This is a genomic window from Mesorhizobium sp. BR-1-1-10 (assembly GCF_020165595.1).
Classification (GTDB): Bacteria; Pseudomonadota; Alphaproteobacteria; order Rhizobiales; family Rhizobiaceae; genus Mesorhizobium; species Mesorhizobium australicum.
In genome coordinates this window covers 326,297-347,770 of record NZ_JAIUIL010000001.1, presented here as the reverse complement: position 1 = coordinate 347,770, position 21,474 = coordinate 326,297, and the positions used below count along the sequence as shown (strand labels likewise).

At 60.4% G+C, this 21,474-nt stretch carries 19 protein-coding genes and 2 pseudogenes; 7 read left to right on the top strand and 14 right to left on the bottom strand.

Annotated features, from left to right (window positions below):
* Positions 1-287 precede the first annotated feature (287 nt).
* On the top strand, positions 288-536 hold the full coding sequence (locus tag LB555_RS01530; protein ID WP_181174073.1) for a hypothetical protein: 249 nt from the start codon (positions 288-290) through the stop codon (positions 534-536).
* A 101-nt stretch (positions 537-637) separates the two neighbouring features.
* Here LB555_RS01530 and LB555_RS01525 read toward each other — a convergent pair whose 3' ends face one another.
* Positions 638-1,177 carry a class I SAM-dependent methyltransferase gene (locus LB555_RS01525; protein WP_181174054.1) on the bottom strand — a complete coding sequence of 180 codons (540 nt, stop codon included), beginning with the start codon at positions 1,175-1,177 and terminating at the stop codon, positions 638-640.
* Positions 1,178-1,922: 745 nt separating this feature from the next.
* Between LB555_RS01525 and tnpA the strand changes: the two genes are divergently transcribed.
* The 4 genes from tnpA (at position 1,923) to LB555_RS01505 (ending at position 4,634) form a co-directional block, all read left to right on the top strand.
* Positions 1,923-2,306 (top strand): IS66-like element accessory protein TnpA, encoded by a 384-nt coding sequence (tnpA, locus tag LB555_RS01520; RefSeq protein ID WP_140877403.1) that lies wholly within the window; start codon positions 1,923-1,925, stop codon positions 2,304-2,306.
* Positions 2,303-2,650, top strand: coding sequence for an IS66 family insertion sequence element accessory protein TnpB (gene tnpB, locus LB555_RS01515; protein WP_140877405.1), 348 nt, complete (start codon positions 2,303-2,305; stop codon positions 2,648-2,650). Before tnpA ends, tnpB begins: the two co-directional genes overlap by 4 nt.
* Positions 2,651-2,695: 45 nt before the next feature.
* Positions 2,696-4,328, top strand: a protein-coding gene (gene tnpC / locus LB555_RS01510) for an IS66 family transposase (protein WP_411970739.1) whose coding sequence is annotated in 2 segments (ribosomal slippage) — positions 2,696-3,354 and positions 3,353-4,328 — 1,635 coding nt in all. Because the reading frame shifts where the segments join, the coding sequence is not laid out codon by codon here.
* Between the two features lie 9 nt (positions 4,329-4,337).
* The gene (locus LB555_RS01505; RefSeq protein ID WP_224682177.1) at positions 4,338-4,634 is read left to right on the top strand and encodes a hypothetical protein; all 297 of its coding nucleotides are present in this window, start codon (positions 4,338-4,340) and stop codon (positions 4,632-4,634) included.
* A 1,162-nt stretch (positions 4,635-5,796) separates the two neighbouring features.
* On the opposite strand, the gene LB555_RS01500 is transcribed toward LB555_RS01505, so the two are convergent.
* Positions 5,797-5,958 carry a hypothetical protein gene (locus tag LB555_RS01500; protein WP_318012973.1) on the bottom strand — a complete coding sequence of 54 codons (162 nt, stop codon included), beginning with the start codon at positions 5,956-5,958 and terminating at the stop codon, positions 5,797-5,799.
* A 1,595-nt stretch (positions 5,959-7,553) separates the two neighbouring features.
* Here LB555_RS01500 and LB555_RS01495 point away from each other — a divergent pair.
* Positions 7,554-9,089 carry an FAD-dependent monooxygenase gene (locus tag LB555_RS01495; protein WP_140877407.1) on the top strand — a complete coding sequence of 512 codons (1,536 nt, stop codon included), beginning with the start codon at positions 7,554-7,556 and terminating at the stop codon, positions 9,087-9,089.
* Between the two features lie 532 nt (positions 9,090-9,621).
* On the opposite strand, the pseudogene LB555_RS01490 reads toward LB555_RS01495, so the two are convergent.
* The 11 genes and pseudogenes from LB555_RS01490 to LB555_RS01440 all read right to left on the bottom strand — a co-directional run.
* Positions 9,622-10,221 (bottom strand): annotated as a pseudogene (locus LB555_RS01490) (LysE family translocator); the annotation flags it as partial.
* Positions 10,218-10,688, bottom strand: a pseudogene (locus LB555_RS01485) (phenylalanine--tRNA ligase beta subunit-related protein); the annotation flags it as partial. The pseudogenes LB555_RS01485 and LB555_RS01490, both read right to left, overlap by 4 nt.
* Positions 10,651-11,004, bottom strand: a complete 354-nt coding sequence (locus LB555_RS01480; RefSeq protein ID WP_224682240.1) for an AraC family ligand binding domain-containing protein — start codon at positions 11,002-11,004, stop codon at positions 10,651-10,653. The gene LB555_RS01480 and the pseudogene LB555_RS01485, both read right to left, overlap by 38 nt.
* Before the next feature lie 172 nt (positions 11,005-11,176).
* Complete coding sequence (locus tag LB555_RS01475) at positions 11,177-11,617, bottom strand: DUF302 domain-containing protein (RefSeq protein WP_140877409.1); 441 nt, start codon at positions 11,615-11,617, stop codon at positions 11,177-11,179.
* A complete protein-coding gene (locus LB555_RS01470; protein WP_140877728.1) occupies positions 11,614-11,976 on the bottom strand; it encodes a carboxymuconolactone decarboxylase family protein in 363 nt (120 codons plus the stop codon). Before LB555_RS01470 ends, LB555_RS01475 begins: the two co-directional genes overlap by 4 nt.
* An 87-nt stretch (positions 11,977-12,063) precedes the next feature.
* A complete protein-coding gene (locus LB555_RS01465; protein WP_181174055.1) occupies positions 12,064-12,975 on the bottom strand; it encodes a LysR family transcriptional regulator in 912 nt (303 codons plus the stop codon).
* Between the two features lie 1,008 nt (positions 12,976-13,983).
* Positions 13,984-14,577: a TetR/AcrR family transcriptional regulator gene (locus LB555_RS01460; protein WP_224682176.1), complete on the bottom strand. Its 594-nt coding sequence runs from the start codon at positions 14,575-14,577 to the stop codon at positions 13,984-13,986.
* Positions 14,578-15,243: 666 nt separating this feature from the next.
* Positions 15,244-15,486, bottom strand: coding sequence for a DUF6894 family protein (locus LB555_RS01455; protein ID WP_140877415.1), 243 nt, complete (start codon positions 15,484-15,486; stop codon positions 15,244-15,246).
* 308 nt (positions 15,487-15,794) lie between these two features.
* Entirely contained in the window at positions 15,795-16,025 is a 231-nt protein-coding gene (locus LB555_RS01450) for a DUF6074 family protein (protein WP_140877417.1), read from the bottom strand.
* Positions 16,026-17,418: 1,393 nt separating this feature from the next.
* Positions 17,419-18,261 carry a YihY/virulence factor BrkB family protein gene (locus LB555_RS01445; RefSeq protein WP_140877421.1) on the bottom strand — a complete coding sequence of 281 codons (843 nt, stop codon included), beginning with the start codon at positions 18,259-18,261 and terminating at the stop codon, positions 17,419-17,421.
* Between the two features lie 995 nt (positions 18,262-19,256).
* Entirely contained in the window at positions 19,257-19,559 is a 303-nt protein-coding gene (locus LB555_RS01440) for a hypothetical protein (RefSeq protein ID WP_140877438.1), read from the bottom strand.
* A 294-nt stretch (positions 19,560-19,853) separates the two neighbouring features.
* On the opposite strand from LB555_RS01440, the gene LB555_RS01435 reads away from it, so the two are divergent.
* The gene (locus LB555_RS01435; protein ID WP_140877440.1) at positions 19,854-20,687 is read left to right on the top strand and encodes a Ku protein; all 834 of its coding nucleotides are present in this window, start codon (positions 19,854-19,856) and stop codon (positions 20,685-20,687) included.
* A gap of 529 nt (positions 20,688-21,216) precedes the next feature.
* On the opposite strand, the gene LB555_RS01430 is transcribed toward LB555_RS01435, so the two are convergent.
* Positions 21,217-21,435 carry a hypothetical protein gene (locus LB555_RS01430; protein ID WP_140877442.1) on the bottom strand — a complete coding sequence of 73 codons (219 nt, stop codon included), beginning with the start codon at positions 21,433-21,435 and terminating at the stop codon, positions 21,217-21,219.
* Between the last annotated feature and the right edge of the window lie 39 nt (positions 21,436-21,474).

The window sequence follows — 21,474 nt, the reverse complement described above, 5'->3', positions numbered from 1 at the left end:
GAGCTCCCACAAAGCGCCCGATGTGCCTTGGTGATCGAACGAGTGTCAACACTCCACACTGCAAAAGCCCGCCTTTACGACGGGCTTTCTGACCGGCCTGAGGCCAGGAGAGTGCGGCCAGAACCTCACGGCTATTTCCGCAGCCCGCTTCGGCGTCAGCGGCGTGCTATCAGCAGCCAGAGCTGGGCAGGTCACGATCATAGGTCGCCTTATTACCGACGACGTTGGCACACCACTGCCGTATTAGCCGAGGCGCGGTGCTTTTCGACGGTGCCGATCTTTTGTCAATGAGCGAAGCCCGTCGTCGGCGGCTTCGGGGCTCCCGCATTGCTTATGTGGCGCAAAGCGCAGCCGCCTGGTTCAACCCTGCTCACCGGCTCATGTACCAGGGGCAGGTGGTGGAGCAGGGTTTGAAAACCGAGGTACTCGCGCCACCCCACGCCGCCTACACCGAACTGCTTCTCTCCTCGGTGCCGCAGATGGATCCAGACTGGCTCACGGGCCTGCTTACTCGACGGAAATCAATTTGCAGCTAATCCAGCGCCACCGGCACCCCGACATTCGGCAAAGATGCTCGTAGGCCGCTGGCTCACGCCTGCGGGCTTTTTTCTTGCCGCGCTGCATCGGCTTAGACAGCTCAGTTTCGCACACCTGTCGCGACGACCCATGCCGTTTCCCTGGTCGGTCTTCGAAGCTCGGTCTCGCTGAACCCCACTCCTTGCAAAGCAGCGATGATCTCGTCAGGCTCGCGTGGCGTGAAGATATCTGCTGGCATGTTCATCCGATCCATACGCGCCTTGGGAAGGAAGCCCAACACGATTCGCCCGCCAGGCGTGAGTACTCGTGCCAATTCCGAAGATCCGGCCTTGAGGCTTTCCCAGAAGTATACGGTGTGAACACTGACGGCTTTGTCGAATGTCGCATCCCGCAACGGCAGTTTTTCAACTGCCCCGACGTGAAACTCGGCTCGTCCGGCGCGCACCGCATCGGCAAACTTGCGAGCGGCAGCGCTCGCCACATCCTGAGAGCGGTCAACACCGCAGACGAATGACGCGCCACGAAGGAGCCGCGGCAGTGCTGCGCCGCCGCCGAATCCGACTTCCAGCACTCGGTCTTCAGGAACCAACTGCAATTGGTCGAGAGCGAAGCTGTTCAGTCGGGCGTTGCCCCGGTTCATACCGGCTCGGACGAGCCACCCGCCGAACCCAGCCGGCCAAGAAAGCTGTTTTGCTATGAACCTCGGCGCCATCACATTCCCAACCCGTGCCGATGATAGGGCGCTTGGCGGGTTGCGGGCAACCGATTTGTACTTGATCCGCCGGCTACACGCCACGCGTCGGGCTTTGCCGTTTCCTAGGGGCACAGGTTCGGCACCGAGTGCCTGGTGGCATCTGCCTGGCGTACCAAGGCCGGGCGTCCCTTTACTCCGGGGACGCCTCCGCACGGCCTAATCGAGCGGAGGCAATTTTGCGGCAAAACTCGAAGTGCCATTGCGATCCAGAGTTGACGGAGCCGTCGCATCCGAATTGCTTCCAATCGCGCCTTTGGGGGCAGATGGCGCACATCTGCGGCTCAGCGGGGAATGATGATAAGCGCCGCGGTTGCTGGTTAAGCTCGGTCTTCCTGCCCATGCGCGATCAATCCACCGAGCCGCTTGTCCTGACGAACTGGCCTCCGTGCCCACGTGGGCAAACCTCAGATGAATCGCCGGCCTTGATCCTCGCCAGGTGCTCTCTTGCTTCTTAACGCGGCGCTGGGCGCCTCTTCGATGCCCACGCCGTAGCGCTTGTCCGATGTCCGCTCGACACGTTTCAGTTCCGACTCTGCTTGGCTCACACGCAGCGTACCCCTCCGGTGACGGCCGCCTTGCTGAGGTAGGCTGAAGGGCTGCAAGTGCTAGTGCAATCACTAGGAGTAGCCCTATGACGAAGCATCAGATTGAAGTGATCACCTCGGTCGAGCGGCGCCGGCGCTGGTCACGCGAGGAGAAGGAGCGGCTGGTCGGGGCGACATTTGAGCCGGGGGCCAGTGTTTCGGAGCTTGCGCGATCGGCCGGCATTCATGTGAGCCAGCTTTTCCGGTGGCGCAAGGAACTCTGCCAGATCTCCACGCCACAACTCGTTCCCGTGCAAGTCGTCGAGGCACTGCCAGCGCCGCAACCACCTGCGCAGCCACCACTGATCGTCCGAGCGCGCAAGAAGAGCATGGTGACGATCGAGCTTGGCGGGGCCCGCCGCCTGCGGGTCGAGAGTGATATCGACAGTGAGGCGCTCGGCCGGATCCTGGATGTGCTGGAGCGGCGATGATCCCGGTCCCGCGCGATGTGAAGGTGTGGCTGGCCACTGGTTATACGGACATGCGCAAGGGCTTCCCCGGCCTCGCATTGATGGTGCAGGAGACCTTGAAGCGGGATCCGCACAGCGGCCACTTGTTCTGTTTCCGCGGACGGCAAGGTGGCCTGATCAAGGTGATCTGGCATGACGGCCAGGGGGCTTGCCTGTTCACCAAGAAGCTTGAGCGCGGCCGCTTCATCTGGCCCTCGGCGGCAGACGGGACTGTGGTGATCACGCCTGCACAGCTCGGCTATTTGCTCGAAGGCATCGACTGGCGAATGCCGCAAAAAACCTGGCGTCCAAGCTCGGCTGGATGAGCAAAATCGCTGGCATGGCGAGGGCGAATATGATTCCCTCGCGCCATGACCGATGCGGCCGATCAGCTTCCCGGTGACCTTGCCAGTGCGCACGCGATGATCGTCGCCGAGCGTGCGGCCCGCCGTGAGGCGCAAGCGCTCGCCGCCCGCGCGCAGGCCGTGAACTCGCACTCGGATGCGCTGATTGCGCGGCTCAGGCTGGAGATCGAGAAGCTGAAGCGCGAGATCCATGGCAGCCGCTCGGAGCGGAAAGCCCGGCTTCTCGAACAGATGGAGCTGCAGCTCGAGGAGCTGGAGGCTGATGCCAGCGAAGACGAACTGGCAGCGGACCTGGCTGCGCGGTCTTCGGCGGTCCGGGCCTTTGAGCGCAAGCGCCCGTCAAGGAAGCCGTTTCCCGAGCACCTGCCTCGCGAGCGCGTCGTCATCGCCGCACCGTCAAACTGCCCGTGCTGCGGTTCGGGGAAGCTGGCCAAGCTTGGCGAGGATATCACCGAGACGCTGGAGGTAATTCCGCGCCAGTGGAAGGTGATCCAGACCGTTCGCGAGAAGTTCACCTGCCGCGCATGCGAGAAGATCGCGCAGCCGCCGGCACCCTTCCACGTAATACCGCGCGGCTTTGCCGGTCCGAACCTGCTAGCGATGATCCTGTTCGAGAAGTTCGCCCAGCACCAGCCGCTGAACCGGCAGAGCGATCGCTACACCCGAAGGCATCGATTTGAGTGTGTCGACGCTCGCCGACCAGGTTGGCGCGTGTGCCACAGCGCTGAGGCCGGTGCATGCGCTGATCGAGGCGCATGTGCTCGCTGCCGAGCGCCTCCATGGCGATGACACCACCGTGCCGATCCTGGCCCGCGGCAAGACCGATACCGGTCGCATCTGGACCTACGTCAGGGATGACCGGCCGTTCGGTGGAATATCGCCGCCGGCGGCACTCTACTATGCCTCGCGCGACCGGCGGCAGGAACATCCCGAGCGGCATCTGAAGACCTTTGGCGGCATTCTGCAGGCCGATGCCTATGGCGGCTACAATCCGCTGTTCAAGGGGGACCGCGATCCCAGTCCGCTGACCCAGGCGCTGTGCTGGGCGCATGGGCGCCGCAAGTTCTTCGTGCTTGCCGACATCGCCACCAATGCCAAGCGTGGCAGGGACGCCGCGCCGATTTCCCCGATCGCGTTCGAGGCGCTCAAACGCATCGACGCCCTGTTCAATATTGAGCGCGAGATCAACGGAATTTCCGCCGGCGAACGCATGGAACGCCGCCAGCAGGAAAGCCGCCTTCTCGTCGATGCTTTTGAGGAATGGATGCGGACCGAGCGGGTAAAGCTGTCGCGCAGCTCCCCCGTTGCCGAGCCGATCGACTACATGCTGAAGCGCTGGGACGGCTTCACGGCCTTCCTGAGCGACGGCCGGATTTGCCTGACGAACAATGCCGCCGAACGGGCGCTGCGTGGTTTTGCTCTCGGTAGGAAAGCTTGGCTGTTTGCAGGCTCCGATCGCGGCGCCGATCGGGCCGCCTTCATGGCGACGCTGATCATGACGGCGAAGCTCAATGGGGTGGATCCGCAGGCATGGCTTGCCGACGCTCTCGCTCACATCGCCGACATGCCGATCTCCAGGCTGGAGCAATTGCTCCCGTGGAATTGGGTGGCATCGTCAGTAAAAGCCGTTGCTGCGTAGGCTCAGCTGATGGCTCACAAAACCGACAGAGATCAGGCTGACAAAAACCGAGCTCTTGTTCGCGATGTATTGCTTCGCGATTGGGATCCGATCGGCATATCTGGCATTCCCGAAGCTAAGGACGAATATGACGGCTATGCCGACGTCGTGTTCGGGATGCTGATCAACGAAAACGCGACGGCAGAAGACATCGCCGGCTATCTCTTCAAAACCGCCACAGAGGACATGGCGCTGTCCGATCGCAAGATGGCGAAGCTGTGCGATAGAGCCGCAGAAGCGGTCGTGGCGCTCCGATCAAACTTTTAGGAACAGGTTCAAGCTACCTGCGGTCTTCACCGGATGGGTACCACGCAGCCTGGCCTCGGCTAGTTCCAGTTCGAAATGTCCAACGCTTTGGTTCCAGTCCAGCCTGCGAGTTCAAAGAATGCCCCCAGAGACACACGCCAGTAGGCTCAGCCGGAACAATAGTGTAGGCGGCCCTACAAAGGTGATGTGTCGGACGAGGTACTGAAATCTATCGGGGAAATGACCCCAGGAGCTTCGCACACGCGCGGCCCTTCCGGCCGCTACCAACTGGTATGGCCAGGCCCAGTCAGCTTCGACTGCCGAGAGTTTCCAGCCTCACGTTGACCCTTGGCAAGAATCCCGATCCGCCGCCAATTGTGTCGTTATAATACGCACATTTTGGCACCAGTCTTGCACGGCCACTTCATCTTGGGAGAAGATGAGATGGCTCTATCCAATCAGCTGCTTGACAAAAACCTGACCTTCCAGTGTCCGAGCTGCAAAACACCACTGGTCAGGAAAGGCTCCTGGGTCAAGTCCGTAACGACGTTCACCTGCAAGCGATGCGGCGAAAGGGTAAGGCTCTCTTACAGCGAGAAGCTTGAAATTTTCAAGGTGGGTGCCGCTACGCGCGACACTTGAACCTAACGCCGCGTGTCTTCTTTTGCTCGTGTGTTTGAACGACGCCGGCCAATGGCCACGATGCTAATTTCTCATAAGCTGGCAACCGTTGCCAGTTAGGCTCGGCGGTTTGCCCTGCGAGATCATGCCACCGAGCCGCCCTGGTCAAATGGGCCTTTTCACGCGGGCTGCAACATCTGGCTCCGCCGATGTTCCGGAACACACGAGGAACATCGAACTTCGGCGATGCAGGTCGCAAGGAGCAGAGACGCTCCGTGCGATACTTCAATGCGGCAGCTCACATTGATCCGATCAGCCCGCCAGCAATGCTGGCGCAAGCCACGCAGCCACTGCTGTCGGCGAGAACCCGCACCCTGAGCGTCAATCCCGAAAGGTCCAAGCGGGCCTGAACACCGCCGCAAGGATGGCAGCTGGAGGGACCCCTAGCCAGCAACTCGTCGCGGTCGGGTCCCATGACGGCGATCTGTACGCGGGCAATTCCCGCTGCCACAAGTTCGTCTGCGACTTTGTCGCTGCTTCGGCACGGGAGTCAAAGAGTCGGCTAAATGTCGGCGTGGTCGGCTGCGTTCTCCGGCGAAAGATTGTCGACAAAGGAGGCCGCGATAAGATCGTCGCCATCGATACGGCCTAGTCCGTCCTCCATGATCGCGACGACTTTCTGGAAGGCCATCAATTCGTGTTCAGTGATCTCGGCCGCCTGCATTCGGGCTCGAAGGCTGGCGACGCGCATCCCCAAGGCAGGGGATGTGACAGTTCCACTTAGCATCATTCTATATCCTTTGGCTGGCGGCGGGGAGGGCGGCGTTGTAATCGAACGCCGTGACGTGAACAGGCATCACTACGATGCAATCTGGCGGCTAGCGTGCTGAGCCTCAAGCACTGCCTCCTGCTCATGTTTGGCGAAGAGCGTGAGTTTGTCGGTATAGGTGATCCGAAACTGCTTTTGACATCCCTCGCAGCGGTGCGAGGAAACGACCTGAAACCAACTGCCTGCCCTTTTCAAAGCGAACCGCAATGAGGACATTCGAACGTCATGTTGCACATCAGCAATCGTCGAGAGAGTGCCATCTTCCACAAACACCGCACGTGACAAATTTTTTGGGCTCCGACCCAACATCACGCACAATCGAAAGTTCCGGATGCTGGTCTTCGGTCGGAAGCAACCCGGACCAAAGTCCGGTTTAGAATGCGCACGCTAATGCTCAAGCCTGTCCCAACAAACCCGATGGTCTAGTCGGAAAGGCTGTCGAATCTCGGGCCATCTGACGCGCTCGGCTTGTCCTTTCCACAACTTGATGGCGGTGGCGAGCAGTTCCCGCGAAGCTGGACATTTTCTCCATGTCCTTTGTTCGTGAGCACCGCGATGGCGCAGAAGAATGCTCCCTTTCAGATGAGTGCCGGTCCGGCGGCTCTCGCGGGCAGGTCAGCCGCGTTCCCGGAAACCATTGCCATCGACGATCGAACTGCCCGAAGAGCAGGGCGACCGACGCCGGTTGGGGGGGCGGGGAAACGTCGGTCGCCATCAAGGACAGGGACCATGGATTCAGCAAACTGCGTTGCGACTGGTCCTTGGAAGAGGAGAGCAGATTCGGACAGGAATAGCAACTGGCCCGTAGTGTTCACTGGAGCGGGATCCTCGTCGCGGCTCCCCGGGTGGCACAGCCAGGATGGTCATTCCCACCCTCCGCTCATGTCACTTGCGGTCATTGTGCCGTGCGTCGGACACTGTTCACGCAATAGTTCTGCACCTGAGTGAAGCGCGGCTGGAATTAGCTCGTTCCATCCACGTAAGCGGTATTGATTTGTACTCTTCGGGCTATGGCACATCGAGGCGATCCTGGGCGCGGCCGCTGCGGGTGCGCTGACGTGAGCGGCAGAGCGACGATTAAGCGTTTTCCCGAACTGGTGCCCGAGAAGATCACCGCACAAGCGCATTTTAAAGACCAGAGCACGCGGTTTGCGCGTATCGAGGAGCTTGGCGACTATGACGTCAACGTCCCGTTCGCTGTCAGGTCGACGCCGCGACATCTCCCCATCTGTCCATCCCCGCTTTGTCCTTCTGCGACGCTCCGGATGTGGCCCCATGCAGTGTCGCGGCAGCGGGCGTTGTGATCCGACGCTTGCGGAGCATTTAGATATACAGTATGTATAGTGGAGCAGTCGGACGCCTGTAAAAGCCGCATGGCCCCGCATCGTGCTGAAGGTCGTGATTTTGAAATGGGCGGCGTAGCAAACTGCTCCCGCGCCCGTCACAGCGGGACCTGACGTGCGGAGGATCATGAATCAGGAAAGGCCGCAATGCCCGCTTTATTGAGCCCACGATCGACGGTGCTGGTCGTAGGAGCGGGCCCCACTGGGCTCGCCTTGGCGCTCAGCCTTGCAACGGCAGGAGTTCCGGTCCGCTTGGTCGACAGCAAGGCCGCCCCTTCGACCACCTCTCGTGCCATAGGTATTCAGGCCCGCACCTTAGAACTGCTCGACCTGTTCGGCTTGGCTGAAGCCTTCGTCTCACTCGGCCTTCGTGCACGTGCCGGCAACATCTACGCACAGTCGCGCCAACTCGTTCATCTCGACCTTAGCTGCCTGCAAAGCCGCTATCCCTTCATTCTCCTGCTCGAGCAGACGGAAACAGAGCGCCTCCTGACGGAGGCGCTCGTTCGAAAGGGCGTGCAGATCGAACGAGACGTCGCGTTGCTGTCGTTCAAGCAGGACGACGGCGGCGTCGATGTGCAGCTCTCTCAGAGCGGGGCCGGACCAGTGGCCAGCCGCTACGCCTATATGGTGGGGTGCGATGGTGCGCACAGTATTACGCGACATGGTCTAGATCTCGGCTTTTACGGGAAAACGCTGCGCCAGAAATTCGTGCTGGCAGACCTCGATGTGCGATGGCAGCTGCCAAACGACCAATTCCATATCTTTACGGCGCCAGAAGGTTTGATGGCGATTTTTCCTATGCGCAGCGGCCATCGGCTGGTCGCGGAAACGCTCAAAGAGCCCACGACCTCTGCCAACCGTCCTACGTTGTCGCAGCTCCAGGACCTTGCGGCACAGCGCACGGCGGTCGAGATGACCTTGTCCAATCTGCGATGGTCGTCTTTCTTCCAAGTGAACAGTCGCCTCGCGACGAGACTGCGACAAGGGCGCGTATTCCTTGCCGGTGATGCGGCGCACATCCACAGCCCGGCCGGCGCGCAGGGCATGAACACGGGCATACAGGACGCCTTGAACCTTGCCTGGAAGCTGGCGTTCGTTCTGCGCGGCGACGCCGCGCCGGAATTGCTCGATTCCTACCAGTCGGAGCGATATCCTGTGGAACAAGGCGTTCTGCGGAAAACGGAAATCCTCACCAAAATGGTATCGCTTCGAGCGCCGCCGTTGCGGTATGTCCGCGATTTAATCGTACCGCCGCTCGCTCGCACCCGCTTGGTACAAAGCGTCGCACGCAAAACAATAAGTCAGATCGGCATCAGCTATCGGCGCGGGCGCCTTCTGGAAGGATTGGGGGCCGGGGACCGGATGCCGGATGCCGAGGTCGAATTGGAAGCTGACGGAACCAGGCCGCTCTATTCCCTGCTGGATGGAGCGCATTTCAAGCTCCTTCTGGTTTCGTGCAACGATGTGAGCAGCTTGGGTGCGAGCATCGCAGCGCTTGTCCCTAACCAGATTGCCCAACTGATCTGCGCACGGTGTGTGCACTCCCACGAGCACCAGGACTTGAAGGGATCTTTCGTCCTGATCCGGCCTGACGCCTATGTCGCGCAGGTCGGGCCGATCTCGCGGGTCGCCGAAGCAATCGATTGGCTGAGTGCTCATCTCCAGGTGAAAAGCCATTGATGTTGATGTGAGGCGTGGCGCCGCCGCAAGCGTTACCATAGCCGCGTGCCGCTCGAACCTTCCCGAATCCCCTTTTCGCCCGAAGATTTCTGCATCAGCGAGCAAACCGCTGCGCAGAGCACCCACAAGCGCGCCGAGGGACCGGCGAGGCTGCCCAGATCGCGGCGATCATCGTAACGACCGCCAGGATATTTGGCGAACCCAATGTCGCTTGCGATTGGCGCGCGGGCAGGCTGCGGCGCCACGTTTCATCCCCAACGCGGACAGCGGAAACGTTCAGCGGCCCGTGCGTACAGCAGCGTGCACCAACTATCGCCCGCCGCACGAGTACGTACAGCACCAAGTGCCGAACATCCCGAAACTCGTTACCCGTCTGGATAAAGGAGGTAAGGGTGCCCAAGTGGGGAATATCATCCGATCAAGGCAATCTTCGTCTTGATGACGAACGAGCTGCCATCAGCCATGCCAAAATTCGGACCACCCCACGGAAATCATCATGGTCAGACTCGCGCGTGGAAGTTTTACCTGGTCGCAAGGGCGAGTTGCAAGCAAGCCCTCCGAACGCGGCCGCAAAGCCGCGCCGCATCCAGCGCTGAACGGCAAGATTCGAAACGATGTGACGGCGCAGGTAAGCGGCAAATACGCCGTAGGCCGCTAAGACGATCAAGGTCAGCGCCATGAAGACAAGGCTGAGCTTCAACATCAAGATGATCGGGCTAGCTTCACGGACCGCGATGAACTGGGGCAGGAGGCCAAGAAGAAGATCGACAGTTTCGGTTTGAGCAGGTTTATGAGGATGGCCGAGACGATTACTTGCTGGTCGCTTTTGGCGACGGGAGCGCCGTCGATGCGCAAAACGTCACGTTCGCGGAACATGGACCAGGCCAAATAAAGCAGATAGGCGACATCGAGCCATTTGAGAATCTGAAATGCGGCGATGCTGGCGTGGAGTAGCGCAGCGAGGCCGCTGACCGCGGCGACGATATGCGGCACTGTTCCCAGCGTGCAGCCGAAGGCCGCCACGAGGCTGGCTCGCACACCGCCGGACAGGCCTGCAGCGAACCTGTAAATGGCCCCTGTGCCGTGGAGAGGCGAGGATCACGAGTGTGGTCAGGAAAAACTCGATGCTCATGCCGCCACCACCTTGCTTGGCGTCCACGATGCGAGGAGCGCAGATTTCAACTCTGCTATTAGGGTCGTGAGATCTCCAACTGCCGTCGAGTGCAAAGCCTCCGCGACGATAAAGGCGGTAGCTGTATCGCTATGAACGGCGGAATAGCCGCTTTGCCGGTTTGTCCAGCGCCTGGTGTGTGCGCGGCCGCCGTTGTCCGCGAAAATTATCTCGCCCGGCTCTGGTTCTCTATCTCACCGGAAAACGTCTCGTAGACTTCCTCGCCGGTCGCGGGTCGGACTTCAAGCACGCCCTCGATCCTGGCGGTGTCGAAGACCGCGATTGGGATCGCGTAAGCAACGGACGCGGCGTTACACAGGTGGAGGAGGGGATGGAGGCGCGGCAGACGGCCTCTTACGGAACCGGCGCAACAGGGCTTCAGACGCGCATCTATATTGCCTCGACTTGATTGTTGTGAAGAAGCCCCTCAAGCATGAGAAATACACACTCTTCGGTCTGCATGTGCTGTGCGGTGCCGGAGCAGGCAGTCACGACGGAGAAAAGCGATCGATATCGGCCTGCTAAAGCCGTACCGCGAACGACGGGATGGGATAGCTCAAAGCCCCTAGCTCGACCCTCCGTCATGTCGTGGAAAATGTTAGAGACGGTCTGCGGCTCAAAATAGAGCATCCGCCAAGCCCGACCGCCATCGCCAATGGGAGCGCCGTCGTGCACTTCGCCGGGGTTGGCGGTGATGACGTCGCCTGTTTCCGCTTCGACGACGCCGCGACCGCTAGGCGAGATCTGCGCGCCGCGGTTATCAATCCCACACCCCTGCGACAGCTCGTGGCCATTCGCGGATGATCGCCATCTCTACCCGCGGCTCGCGATCCCAGCACGGCGCATCACTGAGTTCGGCCCTGCGAAGCGCTGGCTGCGGAGTGGCCGCAACCATGACGGCCCTGTCCGGCTGCCCTTACGTGAGCCTGGCTGCGATAGCAGCGTAGATCAACTCGAACTCTCGGCCCAGTGCCACCAATTCGTCATGACCATAGCGATCGAACAGTAGCCCGGGGTCGGGCCATCTCACGGTAACCGCGTTTGCATCCTCCATCACCACGATCTTCAAGGGCGCCTCCAAGAGCGCGGTCGGATCTGCACCGAGCAGGCGAACCATGTAACGCGGATGAAAGAAAAGGATCTGCCGGGTGCGCGCGATGATGTAGCCGCCATTCTTCAGCAGCATCTGCGGATCGATCTCGTGGATGATCCAGACATCCGCCTCGCGCAGCACCATGCGAATGGTCTCGAGGACCGTTTCAAACGGCGAGTTCGCGGCAACCGCGTAATGAAACGCATATCCCTCTCGCGGCTGACCGTACACGACTTTAACCAAACTTGACGGTCCGTCGCTCATCGAAGCGACTCGGCGGGAGCGGACCCGGACTTCACCGCGACAGCGTCGAGTACGCGGGCCGAGTAGACCATTGCTGCGCCCGCGCCGAGCGCGACCGCCACAGCGAGCGCCTCCGAAATCTCATCTGGCTCAGCTCCCGCCTTGAGAGCCGCATCGGCATGCACGACGATGCAGCCGTCACAGCGCGCGGTGACCGCAACGGCGAGTGCAATCAGCTCCCGCGTCTTTGCCGAAAGCTTCTGCGTCGTTTCACGGGCCGCGCTGAGCGTCCTGTAGCCCGTAAGTGTATCCGGCGAGTGCCTGCCCAATTCGCCGATGCGGCTCAGCAGCTGCTTGTGATAACCATTCCAGTCAATCATCACGACCAAGCTCCGTCGTTGGTGGAAGAGATGATCCACACAAGCGGAGGCGCTGCGCAAATGAAATTGCCGATCCTTGTTTAGCCCCTATGCATTTTTGTGGGGGCGACCGCCGGGATCGAGACCGCAGGATTTCTTCCGGATGGCGGCGGCAAGAATCCGGGCTGCCGCTTGGACGCGGGGCGTGTTGCGAACGTCCGCGTGCATGCCCATCCAGATCTCCCGCGCTGGTACGGACAGGGGCGTCTCCACCCGAGCAACGCCTATCGTGTTGTCACCGATATAGCGCGGTAGGCAGGCAAGGCCGGCGCCGGCAACCGCAGCATGCGCCTGAGCTTCGCGACTTTCCGTTCGTAGCACGGTGCCCGCCGCGTAGGCGTTCTTTTCGAGCCAAGCAAGATCGGCAATCGCGTCCAGCCCGCTCCGCATCGCGATGAGGGCATGACCTTTGCAGCCTGCTCCGATGTCCGGCTCACCATGCCGGCTGAGATAGACCGGCGCGGCGTAAAGGCCAAAGGCCAAGCCACCGAGTCGCCGCCGGAGGACCTCACGTTGTTCGAAACGAGCGAAGCGAAAAGCTATGTCCGCCTCGCCGCGCGCCAGATTGGCCCGACGCGTCTCGCCCAGGAGCTCTGTTGTGATGCCGGGATGGGCCTCGGACAGTTCCGCACAGATGGGAGCCAAAACGCGCGCACAGAACCATTCCGCCGCGCTGACCCGGACGACGCCCTCTGCTCCCGCATCGCGCCCGGAGATCGTTCGCTCGATCGCCAGTGCTTCGGTCTCAATACGCTCGAGCCTTTCCAGGATCGCAATGCCGGACTCGGTGAGCGCTAGTGACCCGGGCATGCGCCGAAAGATTTGCGTGCCAATGTCGGCTTCGAACGCAACAACGCGACGACCCACCGTAGGCTGCGTGGTCCGCAGATGCCGCGCAGCTGCAGAGAGTGAGCCGTGCTTAGCAACCGCGAGCACAAATCTCAAATCGTCCCAGTTCAATGAACCAGCCACCATTCCGGCCGGTCGCATTCCGATCGAAACGACTTCTCGTTGGTCATTGGGCTCAGCCCAACCTCCTTCTGCACCGTCGCATAATCAAATTATGGAGTGCGGCCCAAATACGTATGATATTCGTTCTCTAGATCGACGCTAGCCGAATACGCTCACCGTTGAAGAGGTGCCGGACAGGGCTCTCGGACCGGACGGGCTCATACCCGCGCCGGCCGGCCTCTTAGTCTGGCCCGTCAGCGCTTGCGTTCCTCTGGATGCCGGCCGTGAGGCACTTCAGGTTGAGAGGAGCCTTCAGGAGCCGGACCCTGCTCCCGGTTGGCGTGCATTTCTCGCCTGTTGCTCGGCGGCTTTGTTGGGTAGTGGCTCGGCACCACGCACCTGAGCAGATGGCCGGCTGATCCTGGGCAACACGTCGCCGCAGCTCGGGCCGGCAAGCTATGTCGGCGAGCAGATCGCCGGTGTGCAGCAGGCGCCGGACAGGTCAGAAACCGCCGAGGTGTTCCTCAACAACCGGTTCCCCGCGAAAATGATTGGCGGCCAAAGAACCCGTCATCACTGAATTTCGTGCGATGCTGCTGATGATCGACCGGCGAGGCCTAGCGGGTTGTTTGCGGTGTTCGCGATGCCGACTTTCGGCGCACCCGTAGCATTCATCAACCGGCCCATGATGATTGCCGGCGAGCACGACGCGGTGACGACACCCAGCGACAGGGAGCTGGTCGCCGCGACTGTACCCTGCGCGAGCTAGTTGTTGTGCCCGCGGTGCACCTGTCGAACGACGAAATACCCCGTCCGAGTTCACGGAAGTGATACAGCATTCCTGCGGTGAGGAATAAGATCGGCGGGCGCCATCAGGCCAACAGGGTTCACAATCCGAACCGCGGCGGCCCTTAGGGCTGACATATCCGAGCAAGGCTGCCGCAGGCCAGAGCTCGAACCCAGGAATTTGCGGTGGCGCGGTACCTGCGGGTTGAGAACCGGGGGTTGGGGCTCGGATCAAGCCGCGCCTATCAGCCGGTCGATGGCGTTGTTGCAGGCGCCCTTGATGATCCTCGCCACTGCCCTGCTCGATCGTCCCTTGCTGAGATGCTCGTACATCGCGCAACTCGTCAGGCCGAACATTAGGTCGATCGCCTCGGCACGCGCCGTTTTGGCGGTACCCCCGTCCAAGATGCGGCCCACCAGGGTGGCCAGATTACCTCGGCGACGCTCGTTTCTCTCAAGCAATGCCTGCGCGAACTCGTCGTCAATGGCCATTGCGGCGTGAAGGGACGCTAAGGCGGGATCACTGCCCCAGAAAGCGCAGAAGATGTCGACGAGCTGTTCGACGCCCTTGCGGCCGTCCGGATTACCGGTAGCGACGCTGAGACGCGACAAACCACCCCGCTTGGCGATCTCATCGAATGCGGCCTCGAGCAAGCCTCTCCGGGAACCGAAGTGATTGTAGACGGTGAGCCGCGTGACGCCCGCCGCTTTCGCCACCGAGTCCAGCGAAAAACCGGCAATGCCTGCCTCCCGCAGCTGGCGCTGAGCCGCCTCGACCACGTAATCGCGCTTCTGCGCCGCCGCAGCTGCGCGCAACTCACTCACATAGGGCCTTCTCGTCATTCGCCAGTCCAGCTCCCTATGGATTATCCAGTGTACATGTTGTAAATGCAATTAACAACGAAAGGACGTCCATGCACCTTGCGCTCACGATCGCCACCTCGACCCATGTTCTCGCCGTCGTTTTCTATCCGGGTTCCGGCTTTGATAGCACGCAATGGCGGCGTTGGTGCGGAGGGCCTGCTCCCGCCTCAAATGGGCGCTGCGGCCATCGTGATCTTAGTGGCGGGTAGTTTCGAAGGCGCTGCACGAGGGGGCGTGAGGCATGATGGAGAAGTTTTTTGAACTGGGCGCCGCATGTGCGGTTCTCGCCCTCACGGCATCAGCCCTTCGAACCTTGCCGGCGCAAGGCCCAGAAAAAGTCGCCCGGCCGTCTGCTTCTCGCCAACAGAATCGTAGCGATCCTGCTCGCCGCCGCGATCGTCGCCATGGGGCCGCGCGATACGCCTGACAGCGCCAGAGAGGTTGAAGGCGGTCCTGCAGAGGGAAAGGGAAGGATCGAACGTGATTATCGTCCATCGTTTGGGCGCTTATCTCGGGATGCCCGACGGAAGTCCCTTCGTAATGCGCGGGATACTTCAGCTGCGCCGTGCAAGGCTTGGACGACCGGCAACGATGACAACGCGGTTCGGCTAAAAAAGCGTGGACGGCCTACGCTGGCGCAAGCAGCGACCTTATTATTAGCGTTAAGCTCGCCTCATAAACGCAGCACCCGGTCTCGTCGCGGACCCAGACCGCAAAATCGTTGAGGTCTGCCGGCAAAGGATGATGTGCCACGATTGCAGGCAGAAGCCGCTTCGCTTCCTCGCGCATGTCGCACGGGCTCATGTCGACACCCAGATCATCGCGGGTGATCTGCCCATTCTCGATCGTGTCGAAGAAGTACAGCGGCATAACGTTGGTGAACCTGCCGGCTTGAGCTTGGTTCCATCATGGTATTCTCCGGCACTTACCGCTTCGTATCACCGTCCGCTAGGATTGTCGGGTTTCTGACGGCCCGGTATTCCGATTCCCAAGGCAGCACCTCGAATTCGGGCTGGTATCCAGACGCTCTGTAAACGTCCTGCGATAGGTAACTGCATCTGGTCCCCTCTCTCACGCACGCAATGCTGGGACGCCTGGGCACCGGTAAAGGCCAACGATATACGAAACGAAACTCTCCATAGGTGTAGGCTTTCATAGCCTGCCATTGCCGTCTCCATCTATTTTGATGAAGCCGTGGTTCGCATGCGTTGAACCGCATCGAAGAACCGGACAACCTCAGTGCGCGCCTGGTCTGCGTCATCGCCGCGTTCAATCGCGACTGACAACAGATGCTTAGCCGTTTCGTTCCAAAGCACGGCCGCTTCGTCGTTCGGAAGCCGAGCTATTGCGTCGGCGACGATTTTAACGGAGGGACGCTCTCGGCTGACGGGAAAGGCAGACAATGACATGTGGCTGAACCGTTCGGGCCTGACACACCCCGCGCGGGTATTTCAGGTGGCGGGAGCAGGCTAAAACAACAGTCTGTGCCAGAACACCTCAGCTCGACAACTATCCACCGCTTTTCATCAGCCCCCTGCCACTTGGAGGCCTCCTCATGCTCAGCAACCGCCAGGCCCGCACCGAAAGGCATGCAGCGGCCGCTAACCCAATCGGTCCAGCCGGGATCATCGGCAGGCGAAGCCCGTGCGCGGCGTGCAGGATGTAGCGCTCGCTTCGCACACGTCCACGGGCCGGGCGATCACCGTGCGCTAGTGAGTTCCTGGATCGTGTTGTGAATCTTGGTCAACGGCGTTGGAGTTCCCGACCGCGCGGCTTGTGGCTGATGGGCTCGGGTGCTCGGCCTCACCGAGCGAGGAGGGAGAGACTTGCGATTTCACGCAACCAAGTCAGTTTGCCAGCATTGTGTCTTGAAACGCCGGAGGAGGCTTATGCTACATTATAGCGTGCCCCTGGAATTTGAGATCGGTGACGAGGTCGCATTGACGGGCACCGTCACCTCGATACTGCCTAGCGGACGCGCCCAGATAAGCATTCCGTCGTATGGGCAGCCCTACTCGGTTGATCCGCCACCCAAAACCCACGCTGGAGATGAGATCGTTCTCGTGGGGGATATCATCCGCGTCGACCACGGAGCCGACAAGTTGACGGTGCGGATTGACTGTGGGGGCATAATCACTGTCCGACACTCTGCGATCACCAGGTTTAGAAGACACCGTCGGCCATCGTCGCGCTGACGCCCGCAAGCTGCAGAGTGCCCGCACGATGAGCCGCGCCGGGTGGATCTGCTGGAGCGCCACACCGCGGTAATTTTTCGTCCAGCGTGACGCTCCATGTCGCTTGCCCATCAGTGGCCTGAGGTGGCCGCAGTCTGCAAGGCTAACTTTGTTCGTAGGGCTCACCAGTCTGTGCGCTACCCGCCTCGGAGAAGGAGCGGCGTCGCGGTTGCACTGATGGTGAAAGACGGGCCTGCTCACGGCCTATTTGTTTGCCGAATTTGTAGGCCAGACATAGAGCACCGAATTGAACGAGCAAGCGTATCATGGAGGTCTCCTTTCTCGCCATCAAACCAGCCCTGTGCGTTTAGGTTCCAGTTCGGATTTGCGGAGGACGGCCTCGCCGCGCCATCCTTCGTTGCCTTGAATCGGTGTCGGTATTAACAAGCGGGATACATCGGCATTGGCGGCGGGTCCGAAACGGGCGTGCTTCCAGGTCGCGCGCGTGGTCACGTCGATAGTTCATAGCCTGGACTCCGTGCTCGCACCAGGAACGACAATCCCGCACTTTTGCGATCTTCGCCTCGTGTCGGGTCGCTCTGCGGCCGTCACTCAACCCGTTGAGGCCTCACCCAAGCCGGCTTCCGTGTTCCAAAGAGTAGGCGTGAGTGAATTCGGCACCGAGAAGAAAAATCAGCGAGGAGTAGTAGATCCAGAGCAGCACAATGATCAACGCGCTGGCGGCTCCGAATGAAGACCCCATGGCGCTGCTACCCAGGTACAGCCCGATCAGGCTCTTGCCAACCGTGAAAAGCGCGGCCGTCACAAACGCACCGAACCACACGTCGCGCCATTCCAGATGTCGGTCCGGCAGGACTTTATAGATGGTGGCGAAGAGCACTGCTATCAGCAGGTAGGAGATCAAGACATTCAGCCCTTCGATCAAGACGGATCCGAACGGCAAAAGCCGATTGATCGTGTCGCCTAGCGCAGTGATGGCGGCGCTCACAGCAAGCGAAACGATCAGCAGGAAACCGAGGGCGATCACCAGTCCCAAGCTGGCCGTGCGCGCACGGAGCAAGCGAGAGACCGAGCCTCCCTGGGGTTTGGCTTTCCAGATCTCATTCAAGGCCGTCTGCATCTCACCGAACACGCCCGATGCTGTCAACAACAACGTCACCAGGCCTACAATGGTAGCGATGGCACCAGACGATGGGTTGGATGCACTTTGCAGTGCGCTTTGTATCACATCGGCGCTTTTAGGGCCCATCAGGCCCGTCAATTGTCCCGCGACGGCATTGCGCGCCGCGCTCTGTCCAAATACCAGGCCTGCTACGGCCACGACCAACAACAGAATTGGACCCAGAGAGGTCACCGCGAAAAACGCCATTGCGGCGCCATGACTGAAAGAGCTGTCACCGATAAAGCCGGCCACACTCGATTTCGTAATTCGCCAGGTCTTGTCCAGCATCTTGTTTCCCGCTACCGAATACGAAACCCGAGTGATCAGAAGTTTCGCCCCGCTCGGTGACCGTCTCCAGGCCTCGACCACCTATGGATTTGTTCCGCGGCAGCGCCAGATGGTTAACCGCGATGGCCGTCAAACAAGAAGGTCGGTTGATTGTTCCTGGCGTTAGCCCAGTGCGGTTCAATGGCGCCGGAGAATCCCATGGAGGGCGATCACGCCGGCGCGTCCGCGGGAGTGATACGGCGAGGCGTAGCTGCCAGGTTTCGACATTTTGCCAGTTCGGCGCTGACAAGATCAGGTCTGCGAGCCACCAGTTTGGGAACGCAATTCGACGAGCGGGTTATCAGCGAACGCTGCCCAGCGCCGTGAGCTCTGAGAACTCACAAAATTTCGGTGGTGACGACCAAAACGATACCGATCGCTGCTACGGCCATGATCAAGATCATTGCGGCCTCGAAACTTCCTCCGACCCGGCTTATGTGGTCCATCATTTTGAGGCTCCGCTACGGCGGCCTCTTTCTGTTTGCGACAAGCACGGAAAGCTGCTCCAGCGGAATCACCAATGTTAGCGCCTACGAAAAATCGGGCCGCACACGACTTGGCACTCGCTCACCGCGATCTACCGATCTCTTCGGATAGGGACCACGCCCTGAAGCCACTTCCGCAATACTGTGGGTACATCATCGTGGAGCCGTTGCACTGGCTTTGGTGAACGCCGTGAGGGCAGCATTGCCGGCACTGAACTTCTGACCCTGCCATTTTGCCACCTGGCCGCCGACCGGAGAGGCAAGAACGCAAGCAGGAGGAATTCGTTTCGGCTATAATTCACGTCTCCCGCCACCGCCGTTGAGAGGGTTGGAAGCGGATCTGTGTAGGCGGCGGCTGTTCGCAAGCTGCAAGAGACACGACTGGGAACATAGCGGGTCGGTTCCAGCCGACGAGCCGCGGGGCCTGGGCTTGCCGCACCTCGAGCGCACCGGGGTACTCGGTGTCGGTGCCTATGTCAGTTCATAGTAGAAATCGCAGATCAGGTCCGCCACCTTGACGGCTTCAAAGTCCGTCATATGGGCGGTCGTCTCGATGGCGACCGTTTCAATGTCGTCCTGGTCGGCGGCAAGAAGGTCCAAAATCCTGGCGAACTTGAACTTGAGCGCGCGGTCGCCCGCGAATTCATCGAGCGTGACATGCAAAACATTCAGGTTTGCGTCGATCAATCGTGTTTGGATGGGATCGGAAGAGGCGGCTAGCGTGCGAACTGCCGCGAAAAAATGCTCACGCGCATTGGCGTATTTGTCGTCCATTTTTCAAACCTTAAGGTTAGTAGATGCGCTCTGGACGTGGGCGGGAAAGCCGGCTTACGCTTTGGCTCGAACTGAGTCAAATGAGGCAGCACGGTGCGCCCGTCACCGGCAGACGCCGGTGGTGACCGCGCATGCGCGAACGAGGTCGGCTACCGCTCCACAGCATTCCCCGGGGTGTCACCGCTGTCCTCAAACCAGCCCGATGGCGGCAACCGAGTAGCGGAGCCCGGGTGCGCCGACGGAACGGGTGGCGGCTTCGTGTGTTCTTACTGACGGCAGACAAGGAGCGATGTCATGGCGGCACCCCGCGCGGTTTGGAAAGGCTTTCTGAAGGTCGGGTCGGTTTCGTGCGGCGTGAAGATCGTCGGTGCAACCAGCGAGGCCTCCAAGATCCATTTCAAGATACTGAACCGGAAAGATGGGCTGCCCGTCAAAAGCGCGTATGTCGACGAAGAAACCGGCGATATCGTCGAGGGCGAGGACCAGGTTAAGGGATACGAGGTGGACAAGGACCATTTCATCAAGGTCGAGCCGGATGAGATCAAGAAACTCAAGCTGACATCGGCCCACACACTTGAGGTGGATTCATTTGTCGCAATTGAGGAGGTTGACACTCGATATCTGGAAAAGCCCTATTATCTGATCCCGGCGGACGGCGCCTCGCTCGAAGCCTTTTCGGTTCTTCGTGACGCGATGGCGAACAAGCGCGTGGCCGCGCGCTCTTGCGTGGTGCTCTACCAGCGCGGGCGCGAGGTGCTGATCCAACCCTTCCAGAAGGGGATGCTGCTGACCGAGCTGCGCACTCACAACGAGATGACGTCGGAAAAGACGGTGTTCAATGGCCTGGAAAGCCCCAAATACGATGAAGACCTTCTTGAGATAGCCGGGCTGCTGATCGACAAGAAAGTCACCAAGTTCGATCCGTCAAAGTTCGAAGATACATACGAGGATGCGTTGATTGCCATGATCGACGCCAAGCGCAAGGGCAAAGCACCGCCCGAGCCGGCGCCGGCGCCAAAAGAAAACGTCATCGACTTGGCCTCGGTGCTTCGCAAGAGCCTTGCCAAGGAAGGCATTAAGGGCGGCACCAAATCCAAGGGCCGAAAATCGGGTAGGGATGCTGCGTAACGTGCGTAGCCGATCTGCTCTGTTGCCGTAGAACCTCGCAGGCCACCTACGGAACCGGGTCTGCCGCGGCACACGACAGACATTCGTCCGGCTCCAGTCATACGCGCCCCGAGCGACATTTTCATGGGACGGGTTCCTGCCGTGCGGAAGAGCGCGTCCGGATCAAAAGGCGAGCCGGTGGCCAACTCCGCCCGGAAGGCGACAATTTCAATCGCCGTCTTGTTCGGCCGGCCTCTCTCCGTGGGCTGTGCGGCGCAAAAGCTCGTGACTGGCGCTTATTCCATGTCTGACATCGGCGATGACGAAGAGGGTTGTGGCCGTAGTCGCCCAATGCAGGGTCCGCATCTCGGCTTCAGGCAATCACGCCGACATGCTTCGAGGCGAGCGCCTTGGCGATCCTAATCACCCGCTCCTCGCTTCGCTGATCAGTCGGGCCGTAACCGTGAACAGTTCTCATCCAGTCCGCGGTCGAATGCCACGACAACGATGAGTTTCGGCTCTTTCTGAGAAGGCGGATCGCAGTCGGACATCAATCCAACAACTCGATCGCCGCCTTTTTGGCATCATCCATATCCTCGTCCTGCACGGGAGCTTGATCGTCGTGACAGCACGCATCGCCCCAGTTTTGAACCGCGGACATCCCATTGCTCGGAGGAGATGCGCGCCGCCGCAAACATAGCTTAGCGGCCTCGATGGCGCGCGGCTCCACTGTTGAGGAACCTCCTTCGATCTCCAGCTGAAGCCTCATCGTTCGCCTTCCTGTCGCAATTGGGCCAGCAGTGAACGA